This is a genomic window from Clostridium cibarium (assembly GCF_014836335.1).
Taxonomy (GTDB): Bacteria; Bacillota; Clostridia; order Clostridiales; family Clostridiaceae; genus Clostridium; species Clostridium cibarium.
In genome coordinates, this window is the sequence record NZ_JACSRA010000026.1 from 61,577 (window position 1) to 70,394 (window position 8,818).

Sequence of the window (8,818 nt, forward strand, 5' to 3'; positions counted from 1 at the left end):
ATGCCTGGGAAGAATGGAAAAGTTGTCCAAGTAATTGGACCAGTAATTGATATTAAATTTGATTCTGATTCTCTTCCTAACCTATATAATGCTATAGACATTAAAATGGGAGAAGAGACTTTAGTAGCAGAAGTAGAACAACACATGGGAGATGACATAGTTAGAGCCATAGCTATGGAAGCAACAGAAGGATTAAGAAGAGGTATGGAAGCAATAGATACAGGAAAACCTATTGCAGTACCAGTTGGAGAAGAAGTTCTAGGAAGATTATTTAATGTTCTTGGTAATCCTGTGGATAATGAAGGACCAGTTAATAGTAAAGAAACTTATCCTATACATAGGCCTGCTCCAAGTTTTAAAGATCAATCAGTTGAACCTATAATGTTTGAAACAGGAATTAAGGTTATAGACTTACTTGCACCATACCAAAAAGGTGGTAAAATTGGATTATTTGGTGGAGCAGGTGTTGGTAAAACTGTATTAATTCAAGAGTTAATTAACAATATAGCAAAAGAACATGGTGGACTTTCTGTATTTACAGGAGTTGGAGAAAGATCAAGAGAAGGTAATGACTTATATCATGAAATGAAGGATTCAGGAGTTATTTCAAAAACAGCTCTAGTTTTCGGACAAATGAATGAACCACCAGGTGCAAGAATGAGAGTTGCATTAACTGGACTTACAATGGCAGAATACTTCAGAGATAAAGGTCAAGACGTACTTCTATTTATAGATAATATATTTAGATTTACACAAGCTGGATCAGAAGTATCAGCTCTACTTGGTAGAATACCTTCAGCTGTTGGATATCAACCAACATTATCTACTGAAATGGGAGCACTACAAGAGAGAATTACATCAACAACACATGGATCAATTACATCAGTTCAAGCTGTATACGTGCCTGCTGATGACCTTACAGATCCAGCGCCAGCAACAACTTTCTCTCACTTAGATGCAACAACAGTTTTATCAAGAAGTGTAGCGGAGCTTGGTATTTATCCAGCAGTTGATCCACTTGAATCAACTTCAAGAATTCTTGATCCTAGAGTTGTTGGTGAAGAACACTATAATGTTGCTACAGAAGTTAAAAATATACTTGAAAGATATAGACAATTACAAGATATAATTGCTATTCTTGGTATGGATGAATTATCTGAAGAAGATAGAGCTGTTGTAACAAGAGCTAGAAAAATACAAAGATTCTTATCTCAACCATTTACAGTTGGAGAACAATTTACTGGAATTAAAGGTAAATATGTATCAGTAAAGGACACTATAAGAGGATTTAAAGAAATATTAGAAGGAAAGCATGACGATATACCAGAATCTGCTTTCATATTTGTAGGGACTATAGAAGAAGCCGTAGAAAAGGCAAAGACTTTAGGATAAGGGGCTGATAATTATGGCCAAAACCTTAAAAGTAAAAATAATAACTCTTAATAAAGTGGTTATGGAAAAAGATGATGTAAAGAGATTTGCTTCAAAAGCAGTAAATAGTAGTTTAGAAATTTTAAATAACCATGCTCCAATAATCACAAGTACAATACCTTGTGTTACAGTTGTTGAAGGAAATGATGGAAGTAAGGTTGAATTATTTACTTCAAAAGGTGTAGTTAATGTTAAGGATAATGAATTAGTATTTTGTTGTGATGCTGCAGAGCTTCCAGAGGATATTGATTTAGATAGAGCATTAGAATCAAAAGAAAGAGCAGAAAATAGGTTAAAAGATTATTCTAAATACGATGTTCAACGTGCTAAATTAGCACTAGCAAGAGCTTTAGCAAGAATCGATTTAAAAGAGCACTCCAGATAGGAGTGTTCTTTTTTGTTATAAAAAATTAATTTTCACCAAAAAGCGTAAAATTTATATATTATAGTATAGAAATAAAATGAATAAAAAAAAGATAGCTGACCATAATTAAAGAAGAAAGGTGGGGTGTATACATGAAAAATAAAATATGCCTTATTCTAGTATTCTTATTTTCCTTTTTTAGTGAGTCAGTATATTCATATGGGAAACAGAATGAAGGAATAATTAACGTTGAAAGTAGAATTTGTAAAGCTTGCGATTTTACACAAAATGGTGTCATGGCAAGGTATAACACAAATAATTCAAAACAGGAAGAAATTAAGAAAATAGTAAAAAATATAAATAAGAATTTTGCTAATGCTAATTGTAATGTTATGGAAGATGAGATAAGTAGTAGGACTAGCACTTTTGATATACAAGCCTCTATTTGGGAGGAAAATAACAAGACAATGGTGGAAATAAAAATCATAAATTACAATAAAGATAGTAACTTAGGATTTTTGATGAAAGAATTGACTAAATTGCAAACTAAAAATATTTTTCATATAAGATATTTTCAATATATAAAGGGAAAAATAAAAAATATAGAAGAGACAATAGATAATATAAAAAACATACAAGAGATTACGAACATAAACACCCTAGCAATCCATAATGGTTATGTTGGAACAGGTTATATATATAATGGAGAAAGGGTAAATTTTGCAGTAAGTAGTTATGATACAGGCTCTTACTTAATTATTGGGACACCAGTAATATTTGCAACATACTAACAATTCATTATGGAGGAAAATATGGAAAAGATAATAGTAAAAGGTGGAAATAAACTTAGTGGTGAAGTAAATATAAGTTCTGCAAAAAATTCAGTATTACCAATAATAGTGGCAACAATTTTATGTCCTGATAAAGTTATAATACAAAATTCTCCTATGTTAGAAGATGTTAATGTAATATGTAATTTGTTAAATGAATTAAATTGTGATATTAACATTTCTAAAATAAATAACAGCCTTACCATTAATACAGAGAATATTATACCAGCTGATGCAAATAGCGAATTAATAAAAAAGATGAGAGCATCATTCTTAATAATGGGACCAATGCTTGCTAGGTTTGGATATTGTAAATTATCTTTACCAGGAGGGTGTAATATAGGTAGTAGGCCTATAGATCTTCATTTAAAAGGATTTAAGGCATTAGGAGCAGATGTTAATATAGGTCATGGAATTGTTGAGGCTAGCGCAAAGAAATTAATAGGAAATAGAATATATTTGGATTTTCCATCTGTTGGAGCTACAGAAAATATATTGATGGCATCAGTACTGGCAGAGGGAACAACAATAATTGAAAATGCAGCAGAAGAACCTGAAGTATGGGATTTAGCAAATTTTCTAATATCGATGGGAGCTGATATAGATGGTGCTGGAACAGGAAAAATTGTTATAAATGGGGTGAAAACATTAAAAGGAATCACCTATAAACCTATTTTTGATAGAATTGAAGCCGGAACATTTATGATAGCGGCAGCAATAACAAATAGTATAATCAAAATCAATGGGGTTAATGAAGAACATTTAAGACCGTTAATAGAGAAATTAAAAGAATGTGGAATCATATTTACAGAAAAAGATGATTGTATAATTGTTGATGGTAGAGGGGATAAAAAGCCTATTGATATTAAAACTATGCCATATCCAGGATTTCCTACAGATATGCAACCACAGATGATGAGCCTATTAAGCATTATTAATGGATCTAGCATAATTACAGAAACTGTTTTTGAAAACAGGTTTATGCATGTGGCAGAATTAGCAAGGATGGGAAGTAAAATAAAGATTGATGGAAGAACAGCATTTATTGAAGGTGTTCAAAATCTAACTGGATGTGAAGTCAAAGCTACAGATTTAAGAGCAGGAGCAGCAATGATTCTTGCTGGGTTAATAGCAGAAGGAAAAACAGAAATAAATGATATATATCACATAGATCGTGGTTATATAAATGTGGAAGAAAAGTTCAAAAATTTGGGTGCAGATATTATAAGAATCAGTAAATAAAAAAGGTATCTATACTGTCTTTAGGTGGTATAGATACCTTTTTTTATTGAACTTAACAAAAAATAAAATAAGTTATATGAATCATTAAATAAGCATATAAATAAAATAATGATTCGTATAGGAGGAAAGTTAGTGCACATAAGGGAAATGTTAAACAAATTTAAAGTTATTTTCGCAATGACAGGGTTTATAATATGCTTTTTAGTGTTGTTTTGTGTAATATTTGTTATTAAACCTAATATTATAAATCAATATAAGATAGATGATCATTCTATAAAATATATAAAAGGAGAAGGAATAGAAGTTAAGGGAACAGATAAAGTGAAAATGTATGATACAAAAAAACAACAGATAGTGGAACTTAATTTAGAAGATTATGTAGCAGGAGTTGTAGCAGCTGAGATGCCAGCAGATTTTGGAGATGAGGCATTAAAAGCTCAGGCTGTAGCTGCGAGAACATTTTATTTTTCAAGACGATTATCACCATGTGAAGAAGCTCATGGTGCTGAAATATGTAATTCTACTCATTGTCAGGTATATATGAGCAAAGAAGATAGAATGAATAATTGGTCAAAATCAGAAGGGGAAAAGAATTGGAATAGAATACTTAATGCTGTAAATTCTACAAAAGAGGAAGTACTTGTTTATGAAGGGGAAATAGCTAAACATCCTCAATTTTTTGCAATTAGTTCAGGAAAAACAGAAAATTCTGAAGATGTATTTGCTGATAATGTTCCATATTTGAAGTCAACAGATAGTCATGGAGAAGAAATAGCGAAGAAATTTGAAACTGTTACGGAAGTTAAAAATGGAGAGTTTTTATCAAAAATTAAAAAAAAATATCCTAAGGTCAAATTAGATGAAAAAAACTTAAAATCTAGTATTAGCATTTTATCAAGAACTGATGGGGGAGGAGTAAAAGAAATTAAGATAGATAGTATAACAATATCAGGAGTGGAGTTTAGAAAAATATTTAATATCAATTCTGCTAATTTTACTTTAGAATTTGGAAGTTCTTCAATAAAGATAGATTGCAAAGGATATGGACATGGCGTTGGAATGAGTCAATGGGGGGCAAATGTAATGGCTAAAGAAGGAAAAGGCTACACGGAAATATTGAAACATTATTATAATGGAATTGAAATAGAGAAAATTAAGTATAATAATTAGTAGATTTAACTATAAGAAAAATTGATGAAGAGAGAATGTTTTTAGAGCTATTTGAAATAGAAATTGTTTCAAATAGCTTTTTATTTATTTTGTAGAAATTTGGTGCAATAAAATTATGTAAATAATGTATTAATTTATTATTTGAGGAAATAATACAAAAAGGAGGTGTTTATATGGATAAAAACTATAAGCAAAAGGTAAAAGACTTTTTTAGAAAGGAGGGCTTTTACGTTGTATTGTTTATTTGCTTATGCATAGTAACTACAGTAGCAACAATTGCTTTTAAGAAAGCAAACACTTCAGAATCGAAATCTGAAGTTGCTGATCAAAAACAAGAAATTACTTTAAATGTTGATGATAAAGATAAAGATGTTAGTAGTCAAGTTCCTAATGCGGAAAGAGTAGAAAATACTCAAAAAAATCAGGAAAATAAGGATGCTACTAAAGCAGTGATGACTAATAATAATGTTAAGTTTAAAAATCCAACAGAAGGAGCGTTATTAAGAGGATACACATATCCAAAACCAGTGAAAATAAATGATAAAGAATTAAGAACTATATCTGGTATTGATGTTCAAGCTAAGGTTGGATCAGATGTTAAAGCAGCTGCTGATGGAGTAGTTGAAAATGTTGGGCAAGGTGATGTGCAAGAAGGAATAGCTATATTAATTAAACATGCAAATGGAATGAAGACTAAATATTGTAATTTAGATTCAAAGACATTGGTTAAGCAAGGAGATAAAGTAACTGGCGGAACAGTTATAGGAAAGGTTGGCACATCAGTAAAAATATTTGGTGATAATTACAATAAAGAGTACCTAAATATACAGGTATTTAACGCAAATAATGAACAAGTTGATCCATTGAAGTATTTTTCGTACAAAAGTAAGCAATAATAAATGCAAATAATATTAATCAGTCATTTTCTTGAAGAAAGTGACTGATTAATAAGTAATTTAACAGATAAAGCTTGCATAATTATAAATATAGTTAGTTAAGGAGGCAGCATTTTGAAAGACTACATTGAAGAAAGGGTACTACAGGTGGCTCAATACATTATTGATTCTAAGGCTACAATTAGAAAAACTGCAAAAGTTTTTGGAGTAAGTAAAAGTACCATTCATAAAGACATGACTGAAAGACTACCTAAAATAAATTCCAGAATCGCAGAAGAAACACATAGTGTTTTGGAATTAAATAAAGCTGAACGACATATTAGAGGTGGAAAAGCAACAAAATTAAAATACAAAGCTATTGAATGATAATAGTAAAATATATATAATTATCTTTAGGGAGAATTTGCAAAAATATTGTAGTTTCCTGTAAAAAAGATATTAGGAGTGAAATAAATGTGGTTTTTAAGAAGGGGAGCAGAATTAGGAATTGATTTAGGTACGGCTACTGTATTGATATATGAAAAAGGAAAAGGTGTAATACTTAAAGAACCTTCAGTTGTAGCTATAAATAAAAATAATAATAAGATTTTAGCTGTAGGCGAAGATGCTAGAAAAATGATTGGGAGAACACCAGGAAATATAGTCGCAGTACGTCCATTGAGAGATGGGGTAATCTCAGATTATGATATAACAGAAAAGATGTTAAAAGAGTTCATAAAAAAGGCAGTTGGAAAGAAAAATATAGTAGCACCTAATGTAGTAGTATGTATTCCTTCTCAAGCAACTGAAGTTGAGAAGAGAGCTGTTATAGACGCGACAAGAAATTCGGGAGCCAAAAGAGTTCACATTATTGAGGAACCATTAGCAGCAGCTGTTGGAGCTGGAATTGAAGTTACAAGACCTAATGGAGCTATGGTTGTTGATATAGGTGGTGGAACATGTGATATTGCCATCATTTCATTGGGCGGAGTTGTAGTAAGAAAATCAATAAAGGTTGCTGGAAATAGGTTTGATGAAGCAATTATTAAATACATTAGAACAAAGTATAAAATAATGATTGGAGAAAAGACAGCAGAAGACTTAAAAATAAATGTAGCAACTGCTTTCAAAGGAAATAGAAATCTTATCACTACAATGAAAGGTAGAAATTTAGTAAGTGGATTACCTGACGAGATAGAAGTATCGACCGATGAAATTAGGCAAGCCTTACAAGAATCTACGTACACGATTGTTGAAAGCGTAAAAGCTGTATTAGAAAGCAGTCCTCCAGAATTAGCTGCTGACATAATGGAGAAAGGTATACTAATGACTGGTGGAGGAGCCCTTTTAGATGGTCTAGATAAGCTTATTGAATTCGAAACTGGTGTTAGCGTATATGTAGCAGAAGATTCAGTTGAATGTGTTGTAGAAGGCACAGGAAAGATGCTAAGTTTGTTAGATAAGTTGGATTTTTCAGAAAACTCCCAAGAAATCACATTAATTTTTGAATAGAATGAAAGATTGGAAATTATATATATTTCCAATCTTTTTGTTTATATAATTACATTTATACCTTTGTTCCAGTAATATGCATGAAGGATTCCTTTGGAGATTACTCTAGCCATATCTAAAACTAATGATAATCTAATTGAGCGAGAAGAAAAAAAATCAGCGTTATCACTAGTATCAACAATACCTATGATAGATGCCATGCCAACATCAGGAAGTGATTTGCCAACGCCTTTACCAGGATGAATAGCATAATCTCTTGTATGAATTTCTCCTATTGATTTTGTTTCACCTAAGCAAGCATCTATGCCAACTATACATGCATTAGGATGAAGTTTATTTATCTGTTCCAAGCGATCATCAATATTTAATGCGTGAATAGGAGTTTCTATTGTTCCATATATAGGAAGAGGAAATAGATTATCTTTTAAGATAGTTCCAACTAATGGGCCAAGACAATCACCTATACATTTGTCGGTACCTATACAAACAATTATGGAATCATCTCTTATAAAATCACGTATCCCCTCGGCAATTTCATAATAAGACAGTGCAGATTTATAATGAATTTTTCTTTTTACCACGCGTTTACACCCCCTATGACTAAATATATGAATAAGAAGTGTAAAATAGTATTTGAAAGTATAAAAAAACAAATAGTGGAAATAAATCAAAATAAAGGAGTTGGTAAAGTGAAGAATTTACTGAGATTGCTAATGTTAATATCATTGGGAGTAACTATATATACTATTGCGGTTTGGGAGCCAAAAAGAAGTAGTAATTATAGTGTAGAAGAAAAGTCAAAGGAAATTTTCAACGATAATGTAGACAATAGTGTAAATATTGACAATTTAAATACAAAAGTGAATGAGAGTAAATCAATATTTAAAGTGAGTAAAGAAACAATGGAAAGTAGTATGACGGAAGAGAATATAAACAAAGTTCAAGCTATAATTAAAAATATGTCAGAAGTAGATATTGATAAGATAAGAAAAGAAGAGAAAGATGAAGATAAAGAGAGAGGGACAGAGGAAATATTTAAAATATTAAATAAAAGATTATCATCAAAAGATTATAAAACAATAAGGAGCATTTATGATCCTTATATTAATTTTGCAAATATACAATGAATAGATACAAAAATGTAAATTGGATATTAATATTGAGAAAAATATATTATGAGTTAGTATTATAGAGTTAATTTCTTTAAAAGGTGGTATTCGAGAGTTGAAATAAACAGTCTTTAAATATATACTAACTATTGTTGGTTCGAGTGCTTTCAATAAGTGTCGACATTAAAAGTTATATATAAGGATGAGTTCCCGAGTGGCCAAAGGGGGCAGACTGTAAATCTGTTGCAAGTTGCTTCGATGGTTCGAATCCATCCTCATCCACCA

Annotated in this window: 10 protein-coding genes and 1 tRNA gene; 10 read left to right on the top strand and 1 reads right to left on the bottom strand. The window is 30.9% G+C overall.

The genetic code is table 11. The features are described from left to right. The 8 genes from atpD to mreB all read left to right on the top strand — a co-directional run bounded on the left by atpD (position 1) and on the right by mreB (position 7,424). A complete protein-coding gene (gene atpD / locus H9661_RS14935; protein ID WP_143317432.1) occupies positions 1 to 1,392 on the top strand; it encodes a F0F1 ATP synthase subunit beta in 1,392 nt (463 codons plus the stop codon). A gap of 13 nt (positions 1,393 to 1,405) precedes the next feature. Next, complete coding sequence (locus H9661_RS14940) at positions 1,406 to 1,816, top strand: ATP synthase delta/epsilon chain alpha-helix domain-containing protein (protein ID WP_143317431.1); 411 nt, start codon at positions 1,406 to 1,408, stop codon at positions 1,814 to 1,816. 131 nt (positions 1,817 to 1,947) lie between these two features. Continuing rightward, complete coding sequence (locus H9661_RS14945) at positions 1,948 to 2,586, top strand: hypothetical protein (RefSeq protein WP_191769607.1); 639 nt, start codon at positions 1,948 to 1,950, stop codon at positions 2,584 to 2,586. 21 nt (positions 2,587 to 2,607) lie between these two features. After that, positions 2,608 to 3,867 (top strand): UDP-N-acetylglucosamine 1-carboxyvinyltransferase, encoded by a 1,260-nt coding sequence (gene murA, locus H9661_RS14950; protein WP_143317429.1) that lies wholly within the window; start codon positions 2,608 to 2,610, stop codon positions 3,865 to 3,867. A 132-nt stretch (positions 3,868 to 3,999) separates the two neighbouring features. Next, on the top strand, positions 4,000 to 5,037 hold the full coding sequence (gene spoIID / locus H9661_RS14955; protein WP_341480436.1) for a stage II sporulation protein D: 1,038 nt from the start codon (positions 4,000 to 4,002) through the stop codon (positions 5,035 to 5,037). 173 nt (positions 5,038 to 5,210) lie between these two features. Further along, a complete protein-coding gene (locus tag H9661_RS14960) occupies positions 5,211 to 5,933 on the top strand; it encodes a M23 family metallopeptidase (RefSeq protein WP_191769609.1) in 723 nt (240 codons plus the stop codon). Between the two features lie 114 nt (positions 5,934 to 6,047). Continuing rightward, the gene (gene spoIIID / locus H9661_RS14965) at positions 6,048 to 6,299 is read left to right on the top strand and encodes a sporulation transcriptional regulator SpoIIID (protein WP_143317426.1); all 252 of its coding nucleotides are present in this window, start codon (positions 6,048 to 6,050) and stop codon (positions 6,297 to 6,299) included. Between the two features lie 87 nt (positions 6,300 to 6,386). After that, positions 6,387 to 7,424 carry a rod shape-determining protein MreB gene (mreB, locus tag H9661_RS14970; RefSeq protein WP_143317425.1) on the top strand — a complete coding sequence of 346 codons (1,038 nt, stop codon included), beginning with the start codon at positions 6,387 to 6,389 and terminating at the stop codon, positions 7,422 to 7,424. 41 nt (positions 7,425 to 7,465) lie between these two features. Here mreB and yyaC read toward each other — a convergent pair whose 3' ends face one another. Next, entirely contained in the window at positions 7,466 to 8,005 is a 540-nt protein-coding gene (gene yyaC / locus H9661_RS14975; RefSeq protein WP_143317424.1) for a spore protease YyaC, read from the bottom strand. A gap of 108 nt (positions 8,006 to 8,113) precedes the next feature. Here yyaC and H9661_RS14980 point away from each other — a divergent pair, with 108 nt between their 5' ends. Next, positions 8,114 to 8,551, top strand: a complete 438-nt coding sequence (locus tag H9661_RS14980; RefSeq protein WP_143317423.1) for a hypothetical protein — start codon at positions 8,114 to 8,116, stop codon at positions 8,549 to 8,551. A gap of 182 nt (positions 8,552 to 8,733) precedes the next feature. After that, positions 8,734 to 8,818 (top strand) — tRNA-Tyr (locus tag H9661_RS14985).